The organism is Paraburkholderia sp. PREW-6R, assembly GCF_039621805.1.
Lineage (GTDB): Bacteria > Pseudomonadota > Gammaproteobacteria > Burkholderiales > Burkholderiaceae > Paraburkholderia.
Genome location: NZ_CP155073.1, coordinates 950863 through 977372, shown reverse-complemented (window position 1 = coordinate 977372; position 26510 = coordinate 950863). Strand labels below are relative to the sequence as shown.

Below are 26510 nucleotides of genomic sequence, written 5' to 3'. Positions count from 1 at the left end.
TTCAGTCCGTTGAGCCTGACGCGGACGCACCAGCGGCCGCGCGCCGGCCATGAGTTTGCCGGGGATTGTACCGCCGCGCCCGTCTGCGACGACACAGGGGGCACGAACGCGCCGTGCCGTCCCAGTCGACGCGAATGCCATCGCCCATGCAGACGTGGTCTCAAAAACCGCTCTTCCGACCCTTACAACGTGCTGTAGCAAGCAATCTGCAAGGTGGGGCACGGTTATAATCCGGTTCGCCCTGCCGTCTCAAAACACGCACCCATGGTCCGGCCCGCCCCTTACCCGGAACGGTAGTGTTCATATAAATAGCTGCCTTATGATTTTTGCTCCCAGTCTGGTCTGGCTCAGCACAGTCCTGCTGTTTCTCGCGCCCGCGGTCAATCTCGTCTGGCGTGGCGGCACCGGCTACTGCTTCTTCGCAATGCTTGCGCTGGCTCTCGGCGCCGCTGTCGTCAACCGGCGCACGCCCGGCTACTTTTCAGGTCTGCGCACGTACCGCTGGTTCACCGCCGGAATGCTCGCTTTCGTCGTGACGATCGGTGTCCAGCAATTGCTGTTCGGCTACTGGATGCCGCGCCAGTTCGATGCGCTGTCGCGCTTCGTACTCGCGTTGCCGGTGTTTCTACTGTTACGCCAGCTGCCTTCCCGTCATCTGCGGATGGTCGGCTGGGGCTGCGCGGCGGGCGCGCTGGCCGTCGGCATCTGGGCAATGACCGATCAGCCCCCGGGCGGCTGGACCGACGCGAGCCGCCTGAGCAACTCGTACACGAATGCCATTCCATTCGGCGACACCGCACTGCTGCTCGCCTTTCTGTCTGTGTTTACGCTCGGCTGGGACAAACCGCGCGACTGGCGCGTGCTCGCCGTACGCCTGCTGGCGCTGGTGGCGGGCGGCTACACATCCTATCTGTCCGGCACGCGCGGAGGCTGGCTCGCGGTGCCGGTGTTCGTCGTGCTGCTCGGGATGCAATACCACTGGTTCGTGCACCGTAAGCGGCTACTGGTCGCCACGCTCGCCATTGCCGTGGTGGCCGGGGCGCTGCTGTCCACCGAGCGCGTGCAGAAGCGCATCACCGAAGTAACCACGGACTTCTCGATGATGCATCAGGGCGAGGAATACACGTCCGTCGGCTTGCGTCTGCAACTATGGAACGCGTCGGGTCAGATCTTCGAACATCATCCGATATTCGGGATCGGCAAGGGACGTCTCGTCGACGAACTGGGCCTGATGGCCAAACGCGGCGAAGTGAAGCCGGAGATCGTCAACGAGCGCGCGCACAGCGACTTTTTCTCCACACTCGCCGAAATGGGCGCGATCGGCGTGGGCTGCCTGCTGCTGTTCTATTTCGGGATCTCGGTGTATTTCTGGCGCTACCGGCTGTCGTCCGATCCGGCGATCCGCGCGGCGTCGCACGCCGGGCTGGCCGTTGCCACGAGCACCGTTATTTTCGGCCTCACGATCGACGTTCTCGTGCCGATCATGGTCACCGTACTGCTTTCGCTGCTGGTTGCCGCCTTTCTGGCCGTTATCGACGCGAGAAAACGTGAACTCGCGGCGGCGCGCGCCGGTGTGGCGCAAGCAACGCCGCAGACGCCTCGCGTCGAGGCTTGACGCCGGTCGGCTGGACGCTGGTCCAGGTCTGCTTGAATTCGCTCGCCGTTGCGCACGCGCAATGGCGAACCACACGCGCCGCGCCGCCATCCGCTTTGCGCAATCTGGTCGCGGCCCGCATGCACCAGACCCTGGCCGTCGCGCTCAGCGCGTAAATAGCCGGTACAGCGCGGCGACATGCGCGTCGACGCTCGGGTCGTACACGAGGCTGTCGAGCGGCCGCGCAATGCGTGCGTGACCACTTTGCGCACGCTCCACCGCCGCGTGGACGGCCCGCTCGAAACTGCCCGGCGAGTGCCGCGAAAATTCGATCTTGGCCGCGCCGGTGACGGTCTCCGCCGAGCCGACGTTATCGGCGATCACGAGCGGTGTGCCGCACATCACCGACTCCACGCCAACCAGTCCAAACGGTTCATAAGCCGACGCGACGACCGTGAAATCAGCCGCCCCAAAGAGCTTTTCAATCTCCTTGCTGTAGCCGGCATAGCGGATCGTCTCACTGGTTTTCGGCACTGGCCGCCCGACGACCACGAGGCATACCGGCAGCGACGTCTGCGCAAAAAACGCTTCCAGCAACGGATAGCCTTTGCGCTCATGGCTCGTCGAAGAGAATACGAAGATCACGCGATCGTCGGGCAAATCGAACTGACGTCGCACCTCGGCGCGCGCTGCATCGCTTAACGGCCGGAAACGGGCGGTGTCCACGGGCGGATACAGCACGTCGATGCGTTCAGCCGGTACGCGATAAAAGCGCTGCAATTCGCGGCTCATCAATTGCGAATGCGCGACGATCGAACGCGCGTCGCGATAGACGCGCCGCTCCAGTTCGATCTGCCATTCGTCGCTGCGACGCGGCGCACGCCCCGCGGCTTCGAGCGAGCCGGGATGCGTACCGCCGCACAACGCGACGTCCGCATGCGTGGAGTGGTTGATCGAAAACACGCACGCGGGGCGGTGCCGTTTGAGCCGCTGCTTCAGCCGCCAGTCGAAGGCGAGATTGCGCAACTTGCGCGGCGCCCAGCTCACGTTGAGCGGCTGCGCGTCGATCCATTCCGCTTCAGGCAGCGCACGATCGATTTCGCGCGCAAAAAGCGTCGGGCGCAAACCCATCCGATGCAGACCGGCAATCACGTCGCGCGTGTAGCGTTCGGCGCCGCCGCTGTTTTTCAGCGCCTGGGCGGTCAGCGCGAGGTCGGTCAGCGGGCGGCGGAGCGGGTCGGACAAGGATCGGTCTCGGCAAAGGCACGCGCGCGGCGAACGCGCGCGTGCGGATTGATCGGAGGAGCGGCAATTGTAAAGGATGCCCTCGCGCGGCAGCAGCATCGCCAACGTGACGTCGGCTGGCCACCACCCATTAAAATCGCACGAACCGCATTCATCACGTTTTTCATGACCGACAGCCCGACACCGACCCCCTCACCCGCTCGCCCCGCCCGCGCCACTTCCGACGGCGGCAGCGCCGCGCCGGATGCCGCGCGCCCGCTGGTCTCGATGCTGCTGATCGCGTACAACCAGGACAGGCAGATTGCCGACGCGATCCGCAGCGCACTCGCGCAGACCTACCAGCCGCTCGAAATCATCATTTCCGACGACGCCTCCAGCGACGGCACGTTCGCCGCCATGCAAGCCGCGATCGCCGGCTATCACGGCCCGCACCGCGTGAGCGTGCGCCGCAACTCGACGAATCAGGGCATTAGCGCCCATCTGTCGCAGCTTGCGCAGATGGCGCAAGGCGAACTGCTGTTCGTGGCCGCGGGCGACGACATGTCCGCGCCCCAACGCTGCGCGCGGGTGGTGGAGTGCTGGCTGCAGCACGGCCGGCGGCCGGACCTGATCGCGACCGATCTCGCCGACATGGACGAAGCGGGCAACGTGCACGAACACATGAGTCCAACGAGGCTCGACGACTACCGAAGTTTCGACGACTGGCACGCGCGCCGCCCGTGGCTCGTCGGCGCGGCGCACACGTGGTCGCGGCGTCTGTTCGAGCGCTTCGGCCCGATGCTGCCCGGCGCCGCCGCCGAGGATCAGATCATGGTGCTGCGCGCGATCCTGTCGGGCGGCGCGGTCAGCCTGCACGAGCCACTCGTGCGCTACCGGCGCGGCGGACTGTCGCGCAAGCGCCGCTACAACTCGGTCGAGGAACTGATCGCGCGGATGCGCCAGAGTAATCGCTATGGGCTGGCCGAGCTTGCGCAATTGCAACGCGACGCGGAGATAGCCGGCATCGGTGAGCGCATGCGCGAGGCGATGGCGCCCAAACTGGCGCGCGAGCAGTTCATTCACGCGATGTTCGATGCTCGCGGATGGGGCGAACGCGCTCGGCTGCTCGTCGGCAGTCGTGACGTGAAGCTCGGACTGCGTTTGCGCATGTTTCTGTATGCGAGCTGTCCAGCGGTCTACGCGCCGGGCATCTGGCTCAAACGGATCGTGCGGAAGAACGGGCGGTGACGGTGGCCAAAGAGGCTGGCGGAAGACGCTGGCTGAAAACGCAGGCTAAATACGCTGACTGAAAACGCTGGTTGAAAACGCCGGCTGAGGAAAGTGGCCGGCGTTAGCGCCCAGCGCCCGGCATCTGGACATATGGCAGGGCCAGACGACATGGTGCGATAAACGCCGACGCAACAGCGCCTGCACAGCGCTCCGGTCGGGCCGTAAGTCGTGCCGCGGCGCTGCCCCGGCACGACTTACAAGGTACAGCGAGGCTACGCCGCGTTCTGCTGAAACTGGATCCGGTGCAGATGCGCGTACAACCCGTTCTGTCCCAGCAATTCGCGATGGCTGCCCCGCTCGACAATGCGCCCTGCGTCCATCACCAGAATGCGATCCGCGCGTTCGATCGTCGACAGGCGGTGCGCGATGACGAGCGTCGTGCGACCCTTCATCAGCGTCTCCAGCGCGGCCTGCACGTGGCGCTCGGATTCGGAATCGAGTGCGGAGGTTGCCTCGTCGAGAATCAGGATCGGAGCATCCTTGTAGATGGCGCGTGCAATCGCGAGACGCTGCCGCTGCCCACCCGAGAGCATCATGCCGTTATCGCCGACGAGCGTGTCGATACCGTTCGGCATGGCCTCGACCGTATCCCACAAGTTGGCCGCGCGCAGCGCCGCCTCGACCTTGTGCGCATCCGCGGCCTGTCCGTACGCGACGTTGTTCGCCACGGTGTCATTAAATAGCACCACGTCCTGGCTCACCATCGCCACCTGACTGCGCAGCGCATGCAGGTCGTATTCCGGCAATGCGACACCGTCGACGAGAATGGTGCCGGCCGTGGGGTCGAAAAAGCGCGGCAGCAGGTTCACGAGCGTGGTTTTGCCGCCGCCGGACGGGCCCGCCAGCGCCACCATTTCACCCGGCGCCACTTTGAACGACACCTGGTCGAGCGTGTGGCGCTTGTGCGTCGCGTTGCTGCCATACGTGAAGGTCACGTCACGAAACTCCACTTCGCCGCGCGCGCGATCGAGTGTCTTGCCGCCGCCTTCGGGCTCGGACGGCTCGTCGATCAGGCCGAAGATCAGCTCACATGCCGTCATGCCGCGTTGCAGCGGCTGGTTCACGTCCATCAGGTGCTTCAACGGCGAGATGATCAGCAGCATGGACGTGACGAATGCAACGAAGCCGCCGACCGTAGTCTGATCCGACGACGACTGCACCACCGCGATTGTAATCACGACCGCGAGCGCGATCGACGCGAGGAACTGCGTCAATGGTTGTGCGAGGCCGCCGGAAACGGTCATGCGCATGGCGTAGCCGCGCAGGCGCTTGCTCATCGACGTGAAGCGGTCGATCTCGTATTGCTCGCCGTTATGCACCTTGACGACCTTGTAGCCGCCCACGGTTTCTTCGACGATATACGACAGTTCGTTGGTCAGCAGCTGATGCTCGCGGTTCAGGCGGCGCAAACGCCGGTTGATCTTGCCGACCAGCCAGCCGATCCCCGGCAGCAGTACGGCGACGATCAGCGTGAGACGCCAGTTCAGATAGAACAGGTAGCCGAGCAGGAAGATGACCGTCAGCGAATCGCGCACCAGCGTGACCATGACGCTCAGCAGCACGTTCAGGATCTGGTTGACCTCGAAGACGATCGCATTGATCACCGTACTCGCGGTTTCGCGCTGGAAGAACGCGACGCTCGTGTGAATCATGCGGTTGAACATTGTCAGACGCAGTTCGAGCAGGATCCGGTTCGACACATACGCGAGCAGATAGCCGGACGCATACTGCGACACGCCGCGAACCAGTGCGAGGCCGATCACCGCCATCGGCACGAACCATGCGGCCTTGTCGCTCGCGTGGGCGCCGAAACCTTTGTCCAGCAGGGGCTTGAGCAGCGCGGGAATGGCCGCGTCGGTGCCGGCGCTCACTGCCATGGCGATCACCGCGCCGACGATCACCCAGAGCAACGGCTTGATATACGGCCACAAGCGCCGGAAAACGACGGATGGCGACGACGCCTCGCCTGTACCGATGGGTTTGCTTAACGTTGGCTTCGCGCTCAAGGAATCCTCTGGGAATGCAGAACGGCGTCCGCTCGTTGGACGGAATGCCCGTCGTGCGGAGTATCGAGAAACAGCATTGTAAACGGTCGGCGACGGCGGCCGACTGCGAGCAGTAGCCCGACTGCGTCAAACGGGGGAGCCTGACGCGACGTGTGCCCTGACCCGCTGTGTATACTTGCGCGACCCGTTCCGTCCAACCGCCTTTCTCCGCGCAACTCAGGTATGCAAGAAACCACCCTCGGCGTCGCCATCATTACCCGAAACGCGGCGGCGCGGCTGGCCGAATGCCTGCAGGCCGTGGCCTTCGCCGACCAGATCGTCGTGATCGACGGCGGCAGCACCGATGGCACCGCCGGGATCGCCCGCGCTCACGGCGCGCGCGTGATCGAAGAGACCGACTGGCCCGGCTTCGGCCCGCAAAAGAACCGCGCGGTGAACGCGCTCTCGACAAGCTGGATCCTGTCGATCGACGCCGACGAAATCGTGTCGCCGGAACTGGCATCGTCGATCCGCGCGGCAATCGCAGCGCCCTCCGCGGACGTTTATGCGGTAGACCGTCTATCGAGTTTCTGCGGTCACTGGATTCATCACAGCGGCTGGTATCCCGACTGGATCCCGCGCCTGTTCAGGCGGGGTGCCGCCCGTTTCTCCGACGATCTCGTACACGAACGCCTCGTGTTCGACGTCCCGGCGCAGCGCCTGACCGGCAAGCTGATGCATTACTCGTATGAGGACTTCGAAGCCGTGCTGCGCAAGCTCGATGCTTACTCGACGGCCGGCGCGCAGCAGCGTCACGCCGCAGGCAAGCGCGGCAGTTTTGGCCGGGCGCTCGCGCGCGGCGCGTGGGCGTTCGTGCGCACGTATGTGCTGCGGCGCGGCTTTCTGGACGGTCGCGCGGGCTTCATGATTGCGGTGTTCAATGCGGAGACCGTGTATTACCGGTTTCTTAAGCTAATGCAACTGGGTAAAGAGGCGCGGCGTTAAAAGCAGCGGGTTGCCGGAGTTGGTGGAAGGCCGCGCGGCCAGAGCTTTAGAAATTGGTCGCGACGAGAACAGGCAAAGCGACCCACACAGCGACGACCGACGGGCGGCCGGGCCGCCGGACTGGCAATGCGTCGCTCGCGCATCGCCCGTGCGTCAGCGCTATCAATACACGATCTCGATCGAACTACCTGCAAATTCGCCGCGCAGCGCAGCGAGCAGTTCGTCGGTGGGCTTGACGCGCCACGCGTCGCCCAGACGCATTTCACCTTGCGCGTTTTCGCTGCGATACACCACCTGCACGGCAAGGCCGTTTGGAATCTGCACGGCTTGCCGCTGACCATTGCCCCCAAAGCCGCCATGGCCGCCGTTACGGCCACCGCCGTTCCCGCCGAAGCTCCCGCCCCCGTTGCTGCCGCCATTGTTGCGATTGCCGCCGCCACTGCCGCCATTGCCGCCACGCGACGACGCAGCCGGCGCTGTGGCCTGCGCTTCGTCCTTGCCCGCGCTATGCGCTTCGAGCACGCGGCGCAACGCCAATGCGTCTGCATTGCCATTCATCTGCACCTTCACTGCCTCGGCATAGCGGCAACGCGCACGGCCAAGGTCCATGACCGTGTCGACCGTGAAGCGGATGCCGCCCGTGAACGCGTCGTTGCGCGCCTGGCCTTGCACCACCAGCAGTTCGTCTTCCTTGAACAGCTGCTTGTGCGCTTCGAACGTCTCATTGAATACCGTGACTTCGCACTGGCCGGTGCCGTCGTCGAGCAACGCAATCAGCATCTTGCCGCGCTGGGTCATCTGCGTGCGCAGCGACGCAATCACGCCAGCCACCAGCTTGTCACGCCCTTCCTTCAGCTCGCCGATCTTTTGCCGCACGAAGCGCCGCACTTCATCCTTGTAGGCGTCGAACAGATGACCCGACAGGTAGAAGCCGAGCGCGGCCTTCTCTTCCTGAAGCTTTTTCTTTTCCGGCCATTCCGGCTCGTCGACCAGTTCGTGACCCTGTGACGGCGCGTCGCCCATGTCGAACAGACCCGCCTGCATTGCATTGGCGCTGGCCTGCTCAGCGGCTTCCATGGCGAGCGACACGGATGCGATCAACTGCGCGCGATTGGCGTGCAGCGTGTCGAACGCGCCTGCGCGGATCAGTGCTTCCACCGTACGGCGATTGACGACGCGGCGGTCGACGCGATTGCAGAAATCGAAAATGTCGATGAACGGACCGTCTTCGCGCGCGCGCAAAATTTCTTCGATCGCGTTCTGCCCGCTGCCCTTGATCGCGCCGAGACCATAGCGGATCGTTTTGGACCGCTTACCGTCCGGCTCCGCGACCGGCTCGAACCGATAAGCGGACAGATTGATGTCCGGCGGCAGCACGGCCATCTTGTTCGCCAGACAGTCTTCGAACAGGATCTTGACCTTGTCCGTGTCGTCCATGGCGAGCGACATGTTCGCCGCCATGAATTCTGCCGGATGATGCGCTTTCAGCCACGCCGTGTGGTAGGCGAGCAGCGCATAAGCGGCTGCGTGCGACTTGTTGAAACCGTAGCCCGCGAACTTCTCCATCAGGTCGAAGATTTCGTCGGCTTTCTCGCCGGTCAGCCCGTTCTTCGCGGCGCCCTGGCGGAACAGCTCGCGATGCTGGGCCATTTCCTCGGCTTTTTTCTTACCCATTGCGCGGCGCAGCAGGTCGGCGCCGCCCAGCGAATAGCCGCCGATGATCTGCGCCATCTGCATCACCTGCTCCTGGTAGACCATGATGCCGTAGGTCTCTTTCAGAACAGGTTCGACGCGCGGGTCCGGATATTCCACCACCTCGCGGCCATGCTTACGCGCACAGAAGCTCGGAATCAGGTCCATCGGGCCGGGACGGTACAACGCGACGAGCGCGATGATGTCCTCGAAACGGTCGGGCTGCGCGTCTTTCAGCATGCCCTGCATGCCGCGGCTTTCCAGCTGGAACACGGCGACCGTATTCGCTTTCTTGAGAATCGAGAACGACGCGGGGTCGTCCAGCGGGACTTGCGCGAGCGACCAGTCCTGCTTCGATGGATCGAGGCGCCGGATATAGCGCTCGGCCCAGTCGAGAATGGTCAGCGTTGTCAGACCCAGAAAGTCGAACTTCACGAGACCGACCGCTTCGACGTCGTCCTTGTCGTACTGGCTCACGACGCCGCTTTCGTCGCCCTGCGTATAGAGCGGACAGAAATCGGTGAGCTTGCCCGGGGCGATCAGCACGCCACCCGCGTGCATGCCGACGTTGCGGGTCAGTCCTTCCACGCGCTGCGCCAGTTCGAGAAGCTGATGCACTTCGTCTTCGTTGTCGAAGCGCTCCTGAAGCAGCGGCTCCTCCTTCATTGCGTCCGCGATCGTGACGTGCTTGCCCGGCTTGAACGGAATCAGCTTCGCGATGCCGTCCGTGAACATGTAGCCGAGATCGAGCACCCGGCCGATGTCGCGCACCGCCGCCTTCGCCGCCATCGTGCCGAAAGTGGCGATCTGCGACACTGCGTCCGCGCCGTATTTTTCCTTCACGTACTGGATCACGCGATCGCGGCCGTGCTGGCAGAAGTCGATGTCGAAGTCGGGCATCGACACCCGTTCCGGATTCAGAAAGCGCTCGAACAGCAGGTTGTAGCGCAGCGGGTCGAGATCGGTCACGCCGAGCGCATAGGCGACCAGCGAACCCGCGCCCGAGCCCCGCCCCGGACCGACCGGCACGCCGTTGTTCTTGGCCCAGTTGATAAAGTCCGCAACGATCAGGAAGTAGCCCGGAAAGCCCATCTTGATGATCGTGCCGCACTCGAATTCGAGGCGCTGATAATACGTCTGCCGCTGCGCCTCTCGCTCGGCCGCATCCGGATACAGCTGCTCAAGACGCTTTTCCAGACCTTCTTTCGACAGATGCACGAGGTAGTCGTCGAGCGACATGCCGTCCGGCGTCGGAAAGAGAGGCAGTTTCGGCTTGCCGAGTTCGAGCGTCAGGTTGCAGCGTTTGGCGATCTCAACCGAATTCGCGAGCGCCGACGGAATGTCCGCAAACAGCGCCGCCATCTCCTCCTGCGTGCGGAAATACTGCTCCGACGTGAAACGCTTCGAGCGGCGCGGATTCGCGAGAATGTCGCCTTCGGAAATACACACGCGCGCTTCGTGCGCGGTGAAGTCGTCCGGCGTCATGAACTGCATCGGGTGCGTGGCCACGACCGGCAATTTCAGCGACGCGGCGAGCGCCACCGCCTGCTGAACGTACTGCTCGCCGCCCGGCTGCCCGCAACGCTGCAGCTCGATGTAAAAACCGTTCGGAAACACCTTTGCCCAATGCAGCGCGTTGCGCTTCGCCGCTTCCTCATTCCCTGCGGCGAGCGCGAGACCCACGTCACCCTGCTGCGCGCCGGAAAGCGCGAGCAAACCCTCTCCGAGACCCGATTCGAGCCAGCCCGCTTCGATTTCAGCGCGGCCGCGATACTGATTGGTGAGCGAAGCCTTGCTGAGCAACTCGCACAGATTCAGGTAGCCGCGCCGGTCTTTGACGAGGAGCAGCAGTCGCGATGGTTTGTCACGGTCATCCGGATTGGTGATCCAGACGTCGCAGCCGGCAATGGGTTTGACCCCTTTGCCACGCGCTTCCTTGTAGAAACGGACGAGGCCGAATGCGTTGCCCAGATCGGTAAGGGCGAGCGCGCCCTGGCCGTCTTTGGCAGCGGCCTTGACGATGTCGTCAAGGCGCACGATGCCGTCGGCAATCGAGAATTCGGAGTGAACGCGGAGATGAACGAAGCGGGGATCTGACATGGGCGACATTGTAACTCCGCTCTTCGCCGGATTTCAGACCGAAACCTCACGTTGGCCATCCGGCTTAAGACGTCATTCGGCAAAGCCCGTGCAGCCCCGTTCTGCAGGCGATTTGCGCTAACGCAAACCCCTGGCCATCCGGCCAGGTCGGGAAAATTGCCGGGTTGAGGGATAATACGGGTTTCGCCCTATTCGACGTGGCCGCGCCGCCCTGGCCCCGCACGGCAGTTCATTGCGTCCCGTTTTTCGCACGGCGCCGGTCATTTCTTACCGCTGGACACACATGAGTATCGTCAATCTCGCCGCGTATCATTTCGCGACCATCGAAGACACCGCCGCATGGCGCCCATTCGTTACCGAACGCTGCAACGCGCTCGGTTTGCGCGGCACCATTCTGCTGGCGCCGGAAGGCATTAATCTGTTCGTCGCTGGCACGCGTGAAGCTGCAGATGCGTTCATCGACTACATCCGTCACGACGCGCTGTTCGAGGGCAAGTTCGCGAATTTGCAGTTCAAGGAGAGCTTTTCGGAGAAGCAGCCGTTCACGCGCATGCTGGTCAAGCTCAAGCGTGAAATCATCACGATGAAGAAGCCGGCCATTCGTCCGGAATTGGGCCGCGCGCCGTTCGTCGACGCACCCACGTTAAAGAGCTGGCTGGACCGCGGTCACGACGACGAAGGCCGGCCCGTCGTCATGCTCGATACGCGCAACGCGTTCGAGGTAGACGTCGGCACGTTCGACCACGCGCTCGACTATCGCATTACGAAATTCAGCGAGTTTCCCGAAGTGATCGAGCAGCACCGCGCCGACCTCGAAGGCAAGACCGTGGTGTCGTTCTGCACGGGCGGCATCCGCTGCGAGAAAGCGGCGATTCACATGAAGGAAGTCGGCATCGAGAACGTCTATCAGCTCGAAGGCGGCATTCTCAAGTACTTCGAGGAGGTAGGCGGCGCGCATTATCACGGCGACTGCTTCGTGTTCGATTACCGCACCGCGCTGAATCCCAAACTCGAACCCACCGCGACCAGACAGTGCTTTGGCTGCCGCGCGGTGGTCTCGCCCGAGGCGCAGCAATCGCCGCTGTACGTGGCGGGCAAGACGTGCCCCGCGTGTCATCCGGACGGCAAGGCAGCCCACGCCGCGTGACGGTGGCCGCCCAATGACCTATCGCGGCCGCTTCGCGCCGTCGCCCACCGGCCCGCTGCACTTCGGCTCGCTCGTCAGCGCGCTGGCAAGCTGGCTGGACGCCCGCGCGCACCGCGGCACGTGGCTCGTTCGGATTGAAGATATCGACGGTCCGCGCACTGTCCCCGGCGCAGCGCAAGAGATTCTCGCCACGCTTGGCAGCTTCGGCATGCATGCCGACGAAGCGCCGCTCTGGCAGAGCACGGGGACCGCGCGTTATCGGCAGGCGCTCGAGCAGTTGAAGGCAAGCGGGCTAATTTACCCGTGCGGCTGCACGCGCAAGGAAATTGCCGACTCGCTACTGCGCGCACACACCCGCAATACCACTCTCGCCTATCCTGGCACCTGCCGCGACGGCCTGCACGGAAAACCGGCGCGCGCATGGCGGCTGCGCGTGCCTGACGGCGACGCCGCCATCATCCGCTTTCACGACCGCTGGCAGGGCCAGCAAACGCAAAACCTCGCCACTGAAGTGGGCGACTTCGTGCTCAGGCGTGCTGACGACCAGTGGGCATATCAACTCGCGGTAGTCGTCGACGATGCCGACGCTGGCATCACGCACATCGTGCGCGGCGCGGATCTGCTGGATTCGACGGCGCGGCAGATTTACCTCCAGCGCTGCCTCGGCGTACCAACACCCTCGTATCTGCACGTGCCGGTCGTGACGAATCAGGACGGGGAGAAGCTGAGCAAGCAAACGGGCGCCACTGCGCTTGATCGCGCGAAGCCGCTCGAAGCGCTTTATGCGGCGGCCCAGCACCTCGAACTCGACATGAGTTCAGGGACGCATTCATCGTTAGAAGATTTTTATGCTGCGGCAACGGCCGCATGGGCCGTGAAGATGGATGTGCGCGTGTAAGCGCTGTTGTAAGCGCAGGCGCCACGCCTGCGGAACCATCAGGCGTGTGGCGGCTTCGCAAACGGCTCCGGAAACCGCCCTGCTACCAACGACTCCGTCACGAAGACGAAGGCGTTTTCCGCGGCATTCCGAACCCACCCAACAAGGCCGCCAGCGGCTGCTTCGACTTCTGCGGCGCGGAAGACGCCGTGCTCTCTTCCATCTTGCGAACCGAAGCCGGCGAGGGCTCATACGGTTTGAGGAAGAAATCATCCACCGGCTGCGCGCGATGGTGATGCGGCCGGTCGTACGAGCCCGACGGCGCACCCGAACGGCGACGGCCGCCGCGTTCGTCGCGCGATTCGCTGCGCTCGCGGCGCGGCGCGCGCTCTTCGTGGTGATGGCGAACCGGCGCATCCACGGTCAAGCGCTGCACGTCCAGCGGACGCTTGATGAGCTTCTCGATATCGGCAAGCTGCTTCTTCTCGTTCGGGCTACACAGCGATAGCGCGTCGCCCGACGCGCCCGCACGGCCAGTCCGGCCGATGCGGTGCACATAATCTTCCGCGTTGAAGGGCAAATCGAAGTTGATCACCGCCGGCAGTTCGGCAATGTCCAGACCGCGCGCGGCCACGTCCGTGGCGACCAGCGCTTCGATTTCACCGCGCTTGAATGCGTCCAGCGCCTGCATCCGTTCGTTCTGCGAGCGGTCGCCGTGAATCGCGGTGGCGACCACGCCGTCGCGTTCCAGACTGCGCGCGAGGCGGCTCGCGCCGATCTTGCTGTTGCAGAACACGATCACCTGCTTGAGGCCGCGCTCACGAATCAGTTGCACGACGGCGCCAGTTTTGTCGCCCTCGGCCACTTCGTAGACGATCTGCGTGACGTTGGTCGCCGTCGAGTTGCTGCGCGCGACCTCGATAGTCTGCGGGTTGCGCAGGTACGTGGCCGCCAGCTTCTTGATTTCACCCGAGAACGTGGCCGAGAACAGCAGCGTTTGACGCTCTTTCGGCAGCAGATTCAGAATGCGCTGCAAGTCGGGCAGGAAGCCCATGTCGAGCATGCGGTCGGCTTCGTCGAGCACGAGAATCTGCACCTGGCCGAGGTTCGCCGTTTTCTGTTGCACGTGATCGAGCAGGCGGCCCGGCGTCGCGATCAGAATTTCCACGCCGCGGCGCAGCTGGTCGGACTGCGGATTCATGTCGACGCCGCCAAACACCACGGCGCTGCGCAGCGCCGTGTGCTTCGCGTACGACTGCACGTTCGCGGCGACCTGATCGGCAAGTTCGCGCGTGGGCGTAAGGATCAGCGCGCGCACCGGGTGCCGTGCGGGCGAAGCGCTCGTGCTGGCTTGCGGCAGCAGCCGCTGGATGATCGGCAGCGAGAAGCTTGCCGTTTTGCCGGTGCCGGTTTGCGCGGCGCCCATCACGTCACGGCCGGCCAGCACGACGGGAATTGCCTGCGCCTGGATCGGCGTGGGCACGGTGTAGCCGGATTCCTTGACCGCTTTCAGAATGTCGGGCGCGAGGCCGAATTGGTCAAAAGTCGCAGTGCTGGGCGTGACAGGTGTGTCGGACATGGTGGCTTTCGCTAAAAATGCGCTTGGCGCGGTGCGCGCGGCAGCGGCCGGAACCGCAGAGGGCATCAGGATGAAGGCGGAGCCACGGCGTTCCGCACGGGACCCGTCAGTGTTGCGGGCAAATGCGGCCGGCTCCGGCCGGCGGAAACACCCGCCGGAAAGGCCGGTATTGTAGCACTTCAGCAAAAACACTCATGGCGCTTCTGGCGGCTTTCTGCATGGCCGGCCGGACCCTCGCGGCATGCGGGCGCGACCGGTCCGGCGTTGGGTGAGCGCACCTCCCGCCGCGCTCCGCTTACTCACCACGTCTCGCGCATCACCATCAGCCGCGTTTCGGTCATGTCTTCGATCGCGTAACGGACCCCTTCGCGCCCCAGTCCCGAGTCCTTCACGCCGCCATACGGCATGTTGTCGACCCGGAACGACGGCACGTCGTTGATCACTACACCGCCGACCTCCAGCACGTCCCACGCGCGATGCGCGTGCGCGAGCGAATCGGTGAACACACCGGCCTGCAGGCCGAAGTCGCTGTCGTTGACGGTGGCGAGCGCCGCGTCGAAGTCGTCGAAACGCTCCAGGATCGCGACCGGCCCGAACGCTTCCTTGCGGTACAGGTCCGTGTCGCGCTTCACGCCTTCGAGCAGCGTAGCCTCGAACATCGCGCCGTCCACGTTGCCGCCCGCGACGATTTTCGCGCCTGCCTGCACCGCACTCTCCATCCAGCCAGCGAGACGCTTTGATTCCGATTCTGAAATCATCGGCCCAACGAAAGTTTTTTCGTCTTTCGGGTCGCCCATCACGAGCGACTTCGTCTTCGCGATCAGCTTTTCGCGCAGGGCGTCGTAAATCTTTGCGTGGATCAGAATCCGCTGTACGCCGATACAGCTTTGCCCCGACTGATAGAACGCACCGAACGCGAGCCGGTCGACCACATAGTCGAGCTTGTCGCCCTGATCGCCGTCGACGATGGCCGCCGCATTGCCGCCCAGCTCCAGAATGACCTTTTTCTTGCCCGCCTTCTTCTTCAGATCCCAGCCGACGGCCGGCGAACCGGTGAAAGACAGCAGCTTGAAGCGCTCGTCGGCGGTAAACAGATCGGCGCCGTCCCGATGTGCCGGAAGGATCGAGAATGCGCCTTTCGGCAGGTCGGTTTCCGCCAGAATTTCGCCCATGATCAGCGCGCCGACCGGCGTGCGGCTCGCAGGCTTGAGGACGAACGGCACACCCGCGGCGATCGCCGGCGCGACCTTATGCGCAGTCAGATTCAGCGGGAAATTGAATGGCGAGATGAACGAGCACGGCCCGATCGGCACGCGCTTCACATAGCCGTGATAACCCTTTGCGCGTGGCGAAATCTCCAGGGTGACGATTTCGCCGTCAATTCGCACCGACTCCTCTGCCGCCACCTTGAACGTGTCGATCAGGCGTGTGACTTCGCCCTTCGAATCGTTGATCGGTTTGCCCGCCTCGATGCATAGCGCGAGCGCCAGTTCGTCGTAACGCTCGCGAAAACGCTTCACGCAATGTTCGAGCACGGCCTGACGCTTGAACGGCGGGAAAGCGCGCAGCGCGGGCATCGCGTCCACCGCATAGCCAATTGCCTTGTCGATGGCGGCGGCGTCGGCCATCGCGACGCGCGTGGCGACCTCGCCGCTGAATTTGTCGGTGACTTCGAGATCGGTATTCGCGGCCACCGCTTCGTTGGCAAGGTAGTACGGATAGGTTTTCTGCAACATGTCACGTTCTCCTTCGATCCTGAGCCGGCGCAGCCGTCAACCATAATGGCGGCAGCACAGACCCGCCGCCGGACATGGCCGGCGCAGACCGGCAAGACTGCTCAAAGTTGCGCGCTCAACCGCTTGATTTCGCGGTTGAGCACACGCTCGTTGTCCGAATAGTCGATCGGCAGATCGATCACGTGCACGCCCGGCGTCGCGAAACACTCGCGCAGCAACGGCGCGAATTGCGCCGCCGAGTCGATCCGATGTCCTTTCGCGCCGTAGCTCTCGGCGTAAGCAACGAAATCCGGGTTCGACAGCGTCATGCCGTAATCGGGAAAATTCATGTTCTCCTGCTTCCAGCGGATCATGCCGAACGCGTCGTCGCGCACGATCAGCACGACCAGGTCGAGCTTGAGACGCACCGCTGTCTCCAGTTCCTGCGAGTTCATCATGAAGCCGCCGTCGCCGCACACGGCCATGACCTTGCGATCCGGGTGGACGATTTTGGTCGCGATCGCGGACGGCAGACCGGCGCCCATCGAGGCCAGCGCGTTGTCGAGCAGCAGCGAATTCGGCTCATGAGCGCGGTAATAGCGCGCGAACCAGATTTTGTACATGCCGTTGTCCAGACAGACGATGCCGTCTTCCGGCGTGGTCTCGTAGACGTCGTTGACGATCCGCACCGGGTACATCGGGAAGCGGTCGTCGTGCTGGCCCTTGACGAGGTGCGCCTCAAAGTGCTCCTTGATCTCCTTGAAGCGCGTGAAATCCCAATGCTCCTGGCGCTCCTTAAGACTCTCCTTCAGTTGCCAGACCGCGTTCGCGATATCGCCGACCACTTCGATCTGCGGGAAATAGACGGGGTCCACTTCCGCGCCGAGAAAGTTCACGTGAATCACGGTTTTCTCGTTGGACTCCCCTGCGCGCATGAAGAACGGCGGCTTCTCGATCACGTCGTGACCGACATTGATGATGCAATCCGCGTGATCGATCGCGCGGTGCACGAAATCGCCGTCCGACAACGTGGCATTGCCGAGCCACATGGGATGCGATTCGTCGATCACGCCCTTGCCCATCTGCGTCGTAAAGAACGGAATGCCGGTCTGATCGACGAATTCGCGCAGCATGTGGGTGGTGGTCTTGCGGTTGCCGCCCGCGCCGATCATCAGCAGCGGGTGCCTCGCCTTCGTGATAGCCTCGACCGCGCGCGCCACCGCCTTTTCCTCGGCCACGGGACGTCGGCTGAAGCTCTTTGGCAGCGGTTTGCCGTCGCCCTCCTCGTGTGCGACGTCTTCCGGCAATTCGAGATGCGTGGCGCCCGGGCGCTCCTCTTCCGCCTGACGCACCGCCTCGCGCACCGCTGCCGGAATATTGCCGATCGACACGATCTGGCGCGTGTACTTGGTGAGCGGTTCCATCATGCGCACCACGTCGACGATCTGGAAATGGCCCTGTTTGCTCGACTTGATCGGCTTCTGGCCGGTGACCATCAGCATTGGCATGCCGCCGAGTTGCGCATAAGCCGCGGCGGTCACGAAGTTGGTCGCGCCCGGCCCGAGTGTGGAAATGCACACGCCGGTGCGGCCGGTCAGCCGCCCATAAGTCGCCGCCATGAAACCGGCCGCCTGTTCATGTCGCGTGAGGATCAGCCGGATTTTCGAGCGACGCAGCGATTCGAGCAGATCGAGATTTTCTTCGCCGGGAATGCCGAACACGTACTCGACACCTTCAGCTTCCAGCGATTTGACGAACAGGTCCGATGCTTTCATTCTGTGTCTCGCTTGATGAGAACGGCCGCGGAAAAGTGCGTACAGGCGCGCTGCCGATCGGTGGGTGCGGAAACGGGACGAGCGAAGACGACAACAACCGCGCCGACCCGCGAATGGCGAACTCGGGTGTGACACGAATACGGTGCGAAACAGCTTACTACTCGAACGGAAATGATGCGCGTGGGACAGGCAACGCCGCGAAACGCCGGCAAGAGCGCAGACAGCAGACAGGAAGCACGAGACAGAGGACAGCACGCAGGCAGCGACGAACACGCGGCCGAGTGCACCGCGCAAGGACTGGATCAGCGGTTGATCGTAATGCAGTCGGACAGCATGGGCGGCGCGTTGTCGCCGTTCGTCGCGTCATACAGATCGGCGCGTGGACCCTTGGTCCACCAGGTATAGCTGCCGGCCTGATACTTCGCGCCCGAGCCGGACAGCGTGTTGACGAACAGCAGTTGCTGCCCTTTGACCGGAACCAGCGCAAAGCTCTGGCCGTTGGCCGTGTTCCAGTACGTGACCTGCAAAATCTTGCCGGTCGCGCACGTGTATTTGTGCGTTTGCCGGTTTTTCGCCGGCATCTGCGTGAAGTTCGGCGTCGCGGCGTCCGCATTGCCGGCCAGTGCTGCGAGGGCCGCCGTCACGGTGATTGCAACCAGCCACTTTTTCATGGAGAGCCTCGTTTAATTGCCGACGGTCACATCGCGAACGGTGCGCATTCGCTTTGCTGCCGCATTTACGGATCGATCACGTCCGCGCAGGCGTCGGTGGGCGCGGCCGCCACGTGGCCGACGAGCGGCACGATCTTCAATCCAGCCGATGCCACCCGGCACGGCGCTGCGGCAAGACCGCACCCGCCAAGGCCCGCGCACAGCGCGACCAGCACGCCGAGCGCGCCAAGCCGACGACCGATGCCGCCGCGCCGTCCGATGTTGCGTTGTTCAAGCGCCATACGCACCTCCGTGCTCACTTTGCCGACACCGGGAGGATGGCCGCCGCGGCCTGGCCGGCGCGCGAACGGGCTTCGTCGGTCGTTTCGCCGGTGGCGAGTGCGACTCCCATGCGGCGCTTGACGAAACTCTCCGGCTTGCCGAAGAGCCGCAAGTCGGCGCCCGGCACCGCCAACGCCGCCGCGACGCCTTCAAACGCGATACCTGTTTCGTCCAGTTTGCCGTAGATCACCGCCGACGCGCCCGGCGCCCGCAGCGACGTATCCACCGGCAGCCCGAGAATCGCGCGCGCGTGCAATTCGAACTCGGAAAAACGCTGGGAGCACAGCGTCACGAGACCCGTGTCATGCGGACGCGGACTCACTTCGGAAAACCATACTTCGTCGCCGCGTACGAAAAGTTCCACGCCGAAAAGACCGCGCCCGCCCAACGCATGCGTGACCTGATGAGCGACTTCGCGCGAACGTTCGAGCGCGAGCGGGCTCATACGCTGCGGCTGCCATGATTCGACATAGTCGCCTGCTACCTGCACGTGGCCAATCGGATCGCAGTAATACGTGCTGACATTGCCGCTGACGGGGTCGATTGCGCGCACCGTGAGTTGCGTGATTTCGTAGTCGAAGTCGATAAAGCCCTCGACGATCACGCGCCCATGATTGACGCGGCCGCCCGCCATCGCATAGTGCCAGGCGGGTTCGACGTCGGCGTCGCTTTTCAGCACGGATTGCCCCTTGCCCGACGACGACATGACCGGCTTCACCACGCACGGATATCCGACCCTGGCGATGCCGGCGCGCAATTCGTCGAGCGAATCGGCGAATGCATAGGGCGAGGTCGGCAAGCCCAGTTCCTCGGCGGCGAGGCGCCGGATGCCTTCACGATTCATCGTGAGCTGCGTAGCGCGCGCGGTCGGGATCACCTCGGCAAGACCGTCGGTTTCGATCGCGGCGAGCGCGTCGGTGGCAATCGCCTCGATTTCGGGAACGATCAGATGCGGACGCTCTTTTTCGACCAGCGCGCGCAACGCCGCGTGGTCGGTCATGTCGATCACATGTGCGCGGTGCGCCACCTGGTGACCCGGTGCATTCGCATAACGGTCGACGGCGATCACTTCCACACCCAGCCGCTGCAGCGCGATGATGACCTCCTTGCCGAGTTCCCCCGCGCCGAGCAGCATGACGCGAGTCGCGGATTCAGAAAGCGGCGTGCCGATCCGTTGGCCGATCTGCATGAGGTCTCCAGATAAAAGTCGGATGAGGGTGGGATTGGGTAGGACACGATGTTAACATGCTGGCCCCTCGCCGCGTCTTGCGCGCGGCGGCTCGACACGGCGCGCGCCGCAGCGCTCGCGTGCGCCGCGCCTGATACGTTACCCTTACGCCTTCGCCAGTCTGAAGAGGAACGACGTCATGCTCCAAAGCTCCTCCGCGCGATGTGTTGCGCGCTTCACCCCGCTTGCGCGCCAGGCTCTCGCTGCGCTGAGCGTCGCCGCGCTGCTCGGCGCCTGCGCGATTCCGAAACATCCCGATTCCGAAGCCGCGGCGCCTGATCCATTCAATCCCGCCGCGACACAGTTGCTCGACGACACCAGCTGGGTGCTGACCGGGTGGAAGCAGGCAGACGGTGCGCCGCGCGCAGTGCCGGCCGCCGGCGAGGGCACGCCGATCACGCTCACGCTCTCCACCGCAACCGGCCAGCGTCACGCGAGCGGCTTTTCCGGTTGCAACCGCTACATGGGTTCCTATTCGCTGAAAGACGGCAAGCTCGCGTTCGGCACGTTGGGCGGCACGCGCATGGCGTGCGCGACGCCCGGCGGCCAGCTCGAAAGCGCCTATCTGAACGCGCTCAACCATATCGACCGCACCGGCGTGCAGATGCGTGCGCCGCAGCAGATGCAGCTCGTACTCGATAACGGCGATACGCTGACGTTCGACAGCCGCGCAAAGTGACGTCGCCATGGACGCGTCGACACACCGCTACGCCGACCGGAGCGACGCGCGTTGTTTTTCACCGACGGCAGGCCGCGTGCGGTCTGCTTTGTTTCTGGACGCAAGCATACTTGTGTCTGCCTTCGGAGCATCGGGCTTCGCCGGTTTAAACTCGACGGATTGCGTTAGCGCGTCCGTCATTCGTTGATGTCTAGCATGCACACGGTAGTTTTCGGCTGGTTCGGCGGGTCAGCCGTCTGGTTCATTCCTCTCTTCTGGCGGCTCGTGAAAGCAGCGCTGCCTGGCGGCGCGGGTTTGCGCGGTCCCGGCACGATCCGGCTGTGGCTTGGCTTCGTCTGCGTGATGCTCGCGAGCTGCACGCTGGAAGGCTCGCTCGTTTCCGTGGCCGGCGTCGGCGGGCTCGGTCACGCGCTGGCCGCGGGCGTCAGCCGCCTGCTGGGACATATCGGCACGCCGCTCGCGGCGTTTGCGCTGCTGCTGATCGCCCTGCCCTGGCTGATCGATTTTCGCTGGCGCGATGTTGCCGCGTGGGCCGACGGCGCATTCGGCCTTGGCCTGACGCGCGGGCTCGCCAAGCGCGATGAAGATGCGCGCCGCCATCGGACGGTCGACGACGGTTTATTGCGGCACGGTTCCTCCGCTCCCACCATGACGACGCCGCGAAGCAACGGCCGGAACGCGCGTCCGACGGCATGGCGTCCGCCCGCGGGCGGACGTGGCGCGGCGACCGGCGCAGGCGCCGCCTCGGGCGCGGGTCTGGCTGCAGGCGCAAGCCGCACCGCGTACGGCCGGGATGCGGCCGGCCGCGGTCTGGGCGCAAGCTGGCGTGCCGGCACGGACAAGCTGCGTCGTCAGAGCTCGCAAAGTGAGCCGGTGCTGCGCACGGGTACGATCAAACCGCCACGTCAGCCGGCCGCCCCCACGCCTGGTACGACCGGGGACGCGCGCGCCGACAAGCCGCGCTGGATGCCCACCGAGCCGGTTGCGCCCGCCGGGTGGCTGAGGGAGCCGGGGCTGCATGAGCCGGGGTTGCGTGAATCGAGATTGCCTGCGACCGGTTCGACCGCGCGACCCGCGACGGGTTTTAACGCGGGCGCCAGTGCATCATCCGCTACACCGGCACGCACACCCGCATCGCCAGTCGGGCGTCGCATCCCCGGTCAACAGCGGCAAGCCGGAACGCCCGGATTGGGCGCGGCGTTGGCTGGCATGGCCGGCGCGAACGCCGCTCATCCCGCTGCGGCCCAAACCGCGCGCGCGATGTCCAGCGCCGCATCCGGCCCGGCGAATGGTTCGACGGCAAATGCGGCGGCCGGGCTTGGCCGGTCGTCCGCAAGTCAATATGCCGGTGCAAGCGGCGCCACGCCAGTAAGCCGGCACACGAACGCGCGGCAACCGGTGAGCGGCACGTCGCAGATCGATCCGATCGCGAGGCAGCCGGCTCGACGCTCACCGTTGCCCGCGCCGACCTACACGCGCCCGATGGCGACAACGGAGAAGATCACACCGCCCGCGAGCGTGCAGGAAACGCTGCGCAGCATTGCGGAAAATGCCGCACGCTGGACCGACATCGCCGGCGTCAGCCTTGCGCGCAGTACAGGCAGCGCGACGGGCGCCGCGCCGGCGGCTGCCACGCCGTCACCTGCCGCCCACGAGGCCGCTGACTCGAACGCTACGCGGCCTGGTGATATGCGGCCGGTGCAGAGTGACGAAGCTGTTGAGCAAGCCGCCCGCGTGGACGCGGCTCAGCAATCCGCGCCGTTGCCCATCGGACCATCTGTTCCGCAAACGTTGCCGGCCGCGCCGGTCGAAGCCGGCGGCGAACCCGTCGTGCAATGGCCGATCGAACCGCCGGCTTTTCATCCGCCGGCGACGTCGATAAAGACAGCGCCGATCGAACGCGAAGTGGCGGATCGGTCCGACAGTTCGGAAGCGGCGCCGGTTTCGACCTTCCAGCACACTCCGGCTCAGACGCCGGTTCCCACTGAGGACCCGGTTCCAGCGACCAACCCGGTTGCGACGCCTGTAGCGGCAACACCCGCATCGGCGCTCGCCGGTACGCCGGTTCAAACCACGGCGCCCGCGGTTGGCGCCGCTTCGGATCGACTGGCCCCGCAAACACAACATGTCGCCACCCGGACGCCTTTCGAAGTCTTCGCCGCGAATCTGGAAGCCGTCGACGACGAAGTGGACTTCGGCCCGCGCGGCGAAGCAGCAGAGCCGCCGGCGCAGTTCACGGCCGGCTCCAACGCTGGGTCCGCGGTTGAAGCCGACAGTGTCACGCGCGTCGGTATCGACCATGCTCAGACTCCGGCTCCGACTCCCGCGGAAGCCGACGCCAACGCCAACGCCGACGCAGAAAACGAGACTAAGGCCCACGTCGAAGCCCAACCCGAACACGAAGCTGAACTGCACGCCGAACCCGAAGACGCTCTGTCGCCCGTTACACACAGCCCGATCGACGCGCCCTTACCCACCAACATCGTTCGCTTCCCGCACCCAGCCGCTCAGGTCATTCAGGCCGTGCAGGCCACGCCAGCCGCGCCGCCCGTCGGGATGGCGGGCACGGATGTACCGCCGGCGCCGTGGCAACCCGAGGCACCCGCAGAGCGCGTTGACGCCATTCAGCGCGCTCCGCTGCGCGGTCACGGACCGACCAGCGGTTTCGAATTCCATGCGCCGGCGGCATCGATGGTCGAGCTGCCCACGCTCGATCTGCTCGCGCGCGCCGACACCGACGTCGAACCCGTTTCCGAGGAAAAGCTCATCGAGACGGGTCTGCTGATCGAACAGCGTCTCCAGGAATTCAAAGTGCCGGTGACCGTGGTCGGACATTCGGCGGGACCGGTCATCACGCGCTTCGAGATCGAACCGGCGCTCGGCGTGCGCGGCAGCCAGATTGTCGGCCTGATGAAGGACCTGTCGCGCGGACTCGGGCTGACGTCGATCCGCGTGGTCGAAACGATTCCCGGCAAGACCTGCATGGGCCTCGAACTGCCGAACGCCAAGCGGCAGACCATTCGCCTTTCCGAGATTCTCGAAGCGCACGTCTACCAGAATTCGCATTCGCAACTGACGCTCGCCATGGGCAAGGACATCACCGGTCATCCGGTCGTCGCCGATCTCGCCAAGGCGCCGCACATGCTGGTCGCAGGCACGACGGGCTCGGGCAAGTCGGTTGCGATCAACGCGATGATCTGCTCGCTGCTGTACAAGGCGACACCCGAAGAAGTCCGGCTCATCATGATCGACCCGAAGATGCTGGAACTCTCTGTCTACGAAGGGATTCCGCATCTGCTTGCGCCGGTCGTCACCGACATGAAGCTCGCCGCGAACGCGCTCAACTGGTGTGTCGGCGAAATGGAAAAGCGTTACCGGCTGATGTCGGCGGTCGGCGTGCGTAACCTGGCCGGCTTCAACCAGAAGATTCGCGATACCGAAGCCAAGGGCAAGAAACTGGGCAATCCGTTCTCGTTGACGCCGGAGGCGCCGGAACCGCTCGCGCCGCTGCCGCTGATCGTCGTGGTGATCGACGAACTCGCCGACCTGATGATGGTCGCAGGCAAGAAGATCGAAGAGTTGATCGCGCGCCTCGCGCAGAAGGCGCGCGCGGCCGGTATCCACCTGATTCTGGCGACGCAACGTCCATCCGTCGACGTGATCACCGGCCTTATCAAGGCCAATATTCCGACGCGCGTGGCGTTCCAGGTGTCGTCGAAAATCGACTCGCGCACGATTCTCGACCAGATGGGCGCGGAATCGCTACTCGGCCAGGGCGACATGCTGTTCCTGCCGCCGGGCACCGGCTACCCGCAGCGCGTGCACGGCGCGTTCGTCGCGGATGAAGAAGTGCACCGCATCGTCGAGTATCTGAAGCAGTTCGGCGAGCCGCAATACGAAGAAGGCATTCTCGACGGGCCGGCCACCGACGGCGGCGCGGCACAGGACCTGTTCGGCGAATCGCCCGACGCCGAAGCCGATCCGCTCTACGACGAAGCCGTGGCATTCGTCGTGCGCACGCGGCGCGCGTCGATTTCGTCGGTGCAACGGCAGTTGCGCATCGGCTATAACCGCGCGGCGCGTCTCGTCGAACAGATGGAAAGCGCCGGCCTCGTGTCGGCAATGGGAATCAACGGCAGCCGCGAGGTGCTCGCGCCCGGCGCGGCGGAGTAGGAATTCAAGGCCGCTGCAAGCTTCAGCACACGCCGCGCACAAGCGCGGGCGCGTTCTCACGCCCTATTCATTGCGTGGCCATCCGGTCTCAGAATGGCCACGCTGCGATGGCTAGGACAAGCCCCGACTCGTTCTCTTTACGACGGTGATACCAGCTTGAAATCAACCGGCGAGCCGATGTCGATGCGCTTCGGATTCGCTTCGAGCAAACCGCTCTGCGGGTCGCGCCTGAACACATACATGGTATCGCTCAGCTGATTGCCGACGATCAGCCAGTTGCCGGTCGGATCGATCGCGAACTCACGCGGCGATTTGCCGAGGCTCGATTGATGGCCGATCTTTTTCAGAAGGCCGTTGGTCGGGTCGACCGAGAAGATGACGATATCGTTCGCATCGCCACGATTGGATGCATACAGGAAGCGCCCGTCCGGTGACAGGTGGATCGCCGCTGCACCCACCGCGCCCTTAAAACCCGGCTCTGCGAGCGTCATGGTCTGCACCTGCGTGAGCTTGCCGTCGTCGTAATTGAACGTGCTCACCGTGCCCGCCAGTTCGCTCGTCAGGTACGCATGCTTGCCGTCCGGGCCGAACACCAGATGCCGCGGACCCGTGCCGGCTTTCTCCTGGGTGTAGCGCCAGTCGGTCGGTCCGAACAGTCCACGGCTGCCATCCGGCGTATAGCGGTAAGAGTAAAGCTTGTCGGCGCCCAGATCCTGCGCGAACAGGTAATGGCCGTCCGGCGAAAACACAGTGGAGTGCACGTGTGAATTGTCCTGACGTCCCTTCACCGGACCACCGCCTTCGTGATGCACGGTCAGCACCGAAGAACCCACCTGTCCGTCGGCCTGAAGCGGAAATACGGCGAAGCTGCCGCCCGGGTCGGCGGCCACCGAATAGTTCGCGCTCAGCAGATACTTGCCGTCCGGCGAGATGCTGAGATAGCACGGATCATTGCCGTCCGCGGAGACCTTGTTGAGGAACGTGAGCTGGCCGCTCGCCGCGTCGAAACGGAAAGCGCTGATGCCGCCGCGCTGCGTGGCCGGACCATTGTCGCCGGGCAATTCGTTGACCGCATACACGTAGCGGCGATCATGGCTCACGACGAGGTAAGACGGGTTCACCGTCTGTGCGACGGAAACGCGTGTCGCGTCGCCCGTTTTCGTGTCGAAGCGATACACATACAGCCCTTCGCTTTTGCCACCGGTATACGTGCCCACGAGCATGTCGTACACACCGTCGGCGGGGACCGGGCCGGAATCTTGCGCGAACGCGTGCGAAGCGACAATCGAGACCATGAGCGCGAAACCTTTTATTATCGAGCGGGCGGATCGCAACGGCGCTGCACCGGCCGTGCGTCGCGAAGCAGAGAGCGACGTGGATTCAGCATGGGCCGACACACTGACGCCTGACTGTGCAACTGGGTTGGCAACTGAGGTGGCGCGCCTGGCAGCGCGT

Annotated in this window: 18 protein-coding genes; 8 read left to right on the top strand and 10 right to left on the bottom strand. The window is 64.3% G+C overall.

Annotation, left to right across the window (positions count from 1 at the left end; genetic code table 11):
- Positions 1 to 319 precede the first annotated feature (319 nt).
- Both AAGS40_RS04245 and AAGS40_RS04240 read left to right on the top strand, forming a co-directional pair.
- Positions 320 to 1615 carry an O-antigen ligase family protein gene (locus AAGS40_RS04245; RefSeq protein WP_345813408.1) on the top strand — a complete coding sequence of 432 codons (1296 nt, stop codon included), beginning with the start codon at positions 320 to 322 and terminating at the stop codon, positions 1613 to 1615.
- Positions 1612 to 1770 (top strand): hypothetical protein, encoded by a 159-nt coding sequence (locus tag AAGS40_RS04240; RefSeq protein WP_345813407.1) that lies wholly within the window; start codon positions 1612 to 1614, stop codon positions 1768 to 1770. The genes AAGS40_RS04245 and AAGS40_RS04240 overlap by 4 nt, the downstream gene beginning before the upstream one ends.
- On the opposite strand, the gene AAGS40_RS04235 is transcribed toward AAGS40_RS04240, so the two are convergent.
- On the bottom strand, positions 1760 to 2839 hold the full coding sequence (locus AAGS40_RS04235; RefSeq protein WP_345813406.1) for a glycosyltransferase: 1080 nt from the start codon (positions 2837 to 2839) through the stop codon (positions 1760 to 1762). The genes AAGS40_RS04240 and AAGS40_RS04235 overlap by 11 nt on opposite strands.
- Positions 2840 to 3106: 267 nt before the next feature.
- Between AAGS40_RS04235 and AAGS40_RS04230 the strand changes: the two genes are divergently transcribed.
- Positions 3107 to 4066, top strand: coding sequence for a glycosyltransferase (locus AAGS40_RS04230; RefSeq protein WP_345814251.1), 960 nt, complete (start codon positions 3107 to 3109; stop codon positions 4064 to 4066).
- A 254-nt stretch (positions 4067 to 4320) separates the two neighbouring features.
- Here the strand turns inward: AAGS40_RS04230 and msbA are convergent, their stop codons facing one another.
- Positions 4321 to 6114: a lipid A export permease/ATP-binding protein MsbA gene (msbA, locus tag AAGS40_RS04225; protein WP_345813405.1), complete on the bottom strand. Its 1794-nt coding sequence runs from the start codon at positions 6112 to 6114 to the stop codon at positions 4321 to 4323.
- Positions 6115 to 6336: 222 nt separating this feature from the next.
- On the opposite strand from msbA, the gene AAGS40_RS04220 reads away from it, so the two are divergent.
- Positions 6337 to 7098: a glycosyltransferase family 2 protein gene (locus tag AAGS40_RS04220; RefSeq protein WP_345813403.1), complete on the top strand. Its 762-nt coding sequence runs from the start codon at positions 6337 to 6339 to the stop codon at positions 7096 to 7098.
- A gap of 162 nt (positions 7099 to 7260) precedes the next feature.
- Here AAGS40_RS04220 and dnaE read toward each other — a convergent pair whose 3' ends face one another.
- Entirely contained in the window at positions 7261 to 10899 is a 3639-nt protein-coding gene (gene dnaE, locus AAGS40_RS04215; protein ID WP_345813402.1) for a DNA polymerase III subunit alpha, read from the bottom strand.
- Positions 10900 to 11173: 274 nt separating this feature from the next.
- Here dnaE and AAGS40_RS04210 point away from each other — a divergent pair, with 274 nt between their 5' ends.
- Both AAGS40_RS04210 and gluQRS read left to right on the top strand, forming a co-directional pair.
- Complete coding sequence (locus AAGS40_RS04210; protein ID WP_345813401.1) at positions 11174 to 12037, top strand: sulfurtransferase; 864 nt, start codon at positions 11174 to 11176, stop codon at positions 12035 to 12037.
- A gap of 13 nt (positions 12038 to 12050) precedes the next feature.
- Positions 12051 to 12935, top strand: coding sequence for a tRNA glutamyl-Q(34) synthetase GluQRS (gene gluQRS / locus AAGS40_RS04205; protein ID WP_345813400.1), 885 nt, complete (start codon positions 12051 to 12053; stop codon positions 12933 to 12935).
- A gap of 97 nt (positions 12936 to 13032) precedes the next feature.
- Here the strand turns inward: gluQRS and AAGS40_RS04200 are convergent, their stop codons facing one another.
- The 6 genes from AAGS40_RS04200 to purT all read right to left on the bottom strand — a co-directional run bounded on the left by AAGS40_RS04200 (position 13033) and on the right by purT (position 20164).
- Complete coding sequence (locus AAGS40_RS04200; protein WP_345813399.1) at positions 13033 to 14493, bottom strand: DEAD/DEAH box helicase; 1461 nt, start codon at positions 14491 to 14493, stop codon at positions 13033 to 13035.
- A 299-nt stretch (positions 14494 to 14792) separates the two neighbouring features.
- Entirely contained in the window at positions 14793 to 16229 is a 1437-nt protein-coding gene (locus AAGS40_RS04195; protein ID WP_345813397.1) for an aldehyde dehydrogenase family protein, read from the bottom strand.
- A gap of 101 nt (positions 16230 to 16330) precedes the next feature.
- A complete protein-coding gene (locus tag AAGS40_RS04190; protein WP_345813396.1) occupies positions 16331 to 17983 on the bottom strand; it encodes an acetolactate synthase large subunit in 1653 nt (550 codons plus the stop codon).
- Between the two features lie 302 nt (positions 17984 to 18285).
- Positions 18286 to 18654, bottom strand: a complete 369-nt coding sequence (locus tag AAGS40_RS04185; RefSeq protein WP_345813395.1) for an MliC family protein — start codon at positions 18652 to 18654, stop codon at positions 18286 to 18288.
- A 65-nt stretch (positions 18655 to 18719) separates the two neighbouring features.
- On the bottom strand, positions 18720 to 18935 hold the full coding sequence (locus tag AAGS40_RS04180; RefSeq protein ID WP_345813394.1) for a DUF6726 family protein: 216 nt from the start codon (positions 18933 to 18935) through the stop codon (positions 18720 to 18722).
- A gap of 14 nt (positions 18936 to 18949) precedes the next feature.
- The gene (gene purT / locus AAGS40_RS04175) at positions 18950 to 20164 is read right to left on the bottom strand and encodes a formate-dependent phosphoribosylglycinamide formyltransferase (RefSeq protein ID WP_345813392.1); all 1215 of its coding nucleotides are present in this window, start codon (positions 20162 to 20164) and stop codon (positions 18950 to 18952) included.
- 178 nt (positions 20165 to 20342) lie between these two features.
- On the opposite strand from purT, the gene AAGS40_RS04170 reads away from it, so the two are divergent.
- Together AAGS40_RS04170 and AAGS40_RS04165 are read left to right on the top strand one after the other, a co-directional pair.
- A complete protein-coding gene (locus AAGS40_RS04170; protein ID WP_345813391.1) occupies positions 20343 to 20882 on the top strand; it encodes an META domain-containing protein in 540 nt (179 codons plus the stop codon).
- Between the two features lie 195 nt (positions 20883 to 21077).
- A complete protein-coding gene (locus tag AAGS40_RS04165; RefSeq protein ID WP_345813389.1) occupies positions 21078 to 25055 on the top strand; it encodes a DNA translocase FtsK in 3978 nt (1325 codons plus the stop codon).
- A 137-nt stretch (positions 25056 to 25192) separates the two neighbouring features.
- On the opposite strand, the gene AAGS40_RS04160 is transcribed toward AAGS40_RS04165, so the two are convergent.
- Positions 25193 to 26350 carry a lactonase family protein gene (locus AAGS40_RS04160; RefSeq protein ID WP_345813388.1) on the bottom strand — a complete coding sequence of 386 codons (1158 nt, stop codon included), beginning with the start codon at positions 26348 to 26350 and terminating at the stop codon, positions 25193 to 25195.
- Between the last annotated feature and the right edge of the window lie 160 nt (positions 26351 to 26510).

Bases quoted from the DNA above. Each gene is read 5' to 3' on its own strand.
- AAGS40_RS04160 (WP_345813388.1), bottom strand. From the start codon at position 26,350: ATGGTCTCGATTGTCGCTTCGCACGCGTTCGCGCAAGATTCCGGCCCG.
- gluQRS (WP_345813400.1), top strand. From the start codon at position 12,051: ATGACCTATCGCGGCCGCTTCGCGCCGTCGCCCACCGGCCCGCTGCAC.
- AAGS40_RS04165 (WP_345813389.1), top strand. From the start codon at position 21,078: ATGCACACGGTAGTTTTCGGCTGGTTCGGCGGGTCAGCCGTCTGGTTC.
- AAGS40_RS04245 (WP_345813408.1), top strand. From the start codon at position 320: ATGATTTTTGCTCCCAGTCTGGTCTGGCTCAGCACAGTCCTGCTGTTT.
- AAGS40_RS04220 (WP_345813403.1), top strand. From the start codon at position 6,337: ATGCAAGAAACCACCCTCGGCGTCGCCATCATTACCCGAAACGCGGCG.
- AAGS40_RS04180 (WP_345813394.1), bottom strand. From the start codon at position 18,935: ATGGCGCTTGAACAACGCAACATCGGACGGCGCGGCGGCATCGGTCGT.
- AAGS40_RS04190 (WP_345813396.1), bottom strand. From the start codon at position 17,983: ATGAAAGCATCGGACCTGTTCGTCAAATCGCTGGAAGCTGAAGGTGTC.
- AAGS40_RS04195 (WP_345813397.1), bottom strand. From the start codon at position 16,229: ATGTTGCAGAAAACCTATCCGTACTACCTTGCCAACGAAGCGGTGGCC.
- AAGS40_RS04170 (WP_345813391.1), top strand. From the start codon at position 20,343: ATGCTCCAAAGCTCCTCCGCGCGATGTGTTGCGCGCTTCACCCCGCTT.
- dnaE (WP_345813402.1), bottom strand. From the start codon at position 10,899: ATGTCGCCCATGTCAGATCCCCGCTTCGTTCATCTCCGCGTTCACTCC.
- AAGS40_RS04200 (WP_345813399.1), bottom strand. From the start codon at position 14,493: ATGTCCGACACACCTGTCACGCCCAGCACTGCGACTTTTGACCAATTC.
- AAGS40_RS04185 (WP_345813395.1), bottom strand. From the start codon at position 18,654: ATGAAAAAGTGGCTGGTTGCAATCACCGTGACGGCGGCCCTCGCAGCA.
- purT (WP_345813392.1), bottom strand. From the start codon at position 20,164: ATGCAGATCGGCCAACGGATCGGCACGCCGCTTTCTGAATCCGCGACT.
- AAGS40_RS04230 (WP_345814251.1), top strand. From the start codon at position 3,107: ATGCTGCTGATCGCGTACAACCAGGACAGGCAGATTGCCGACGCGATC.
- AAGS40_RS04210 (WP_345813401.1), top strand. From the start codon at position 11,174: ATGAGTATCGTCAATCTCGCCGCGTATCATTTCGCGACCATCGAAGAC.